This window comes from Pseudomonas juntendi, from assembly GCF_009932375.1.
In the GTDB taxonomy this organism is placed as follows: Bacteria; Pseudomonadota; Gammaproteobacteria; order Pseudomonadales; family Pseudomonadaceae; genus Aquipseudomonas; species Aquipseudomonas juntendi.
This window is the reverse complement of sequence record NZ_BLJG01000573.1, coordinates 1-438: the sequence shown is the minus strand read 5'-3', so window position 1 is coordinate 438 and position 438 is coordinate 1. Positions and strand designations below refer to the sequence as shown.

1 protein-coding gene is annotated in these 438 nt (G+C 69.4%); it reads right to left on the bottom strand.

The features are described 5' to 3' along the window. Positions 1–438, bottom strand: a 438-nt coding sequence (locus GYA94_RS27325) for an acyl-CoA dehydrogenase family protein (RefSeq protein ID WP_174824233.1), incomplete at both ends; no start/stop codon positions are given.

The following is a 438-nucleotide window of genomic DNA, read 5'->3' as shown; positions in this document are numbered from 1 at the left end:
GGCACATGGTGCCGGCCCAGCGGCCCTGGTACAGGGGGGGCAGGTAAGTGGCCTTGAACGCCTCGCTGGCGTGCGCATCGATCGCCAGGCAACTGCCAGCGCTCAGCGCCGAATACAAGCTGAAGCTGCAGTCGGCCGCGTAGAGCATCTCTTCGAACAGCACCCCCAGCATCTTCGGCATGCCCATGCCGCCATAGGCCGGGTTGCCGCCCAGGCCGACCCAGCCGCCCTCGCGGTAGGTGTTCCACACCTCGCGGAAGCCATCGGGCGTCGTGACGCTGCCGGCGTCGAAACGCACGCCTTGCTCGTCACCCTGGCGGCTGAGCGGGGCGATCAGCTGGCTGCTGACCTTGGCCGCTTCTTCCAGAACGGCGTCGGCAGTGTCGGCGTCTATGTGCTCGGCCAGGGCCGGCAGGCGCGCCCACAGGGCCGGGGCGT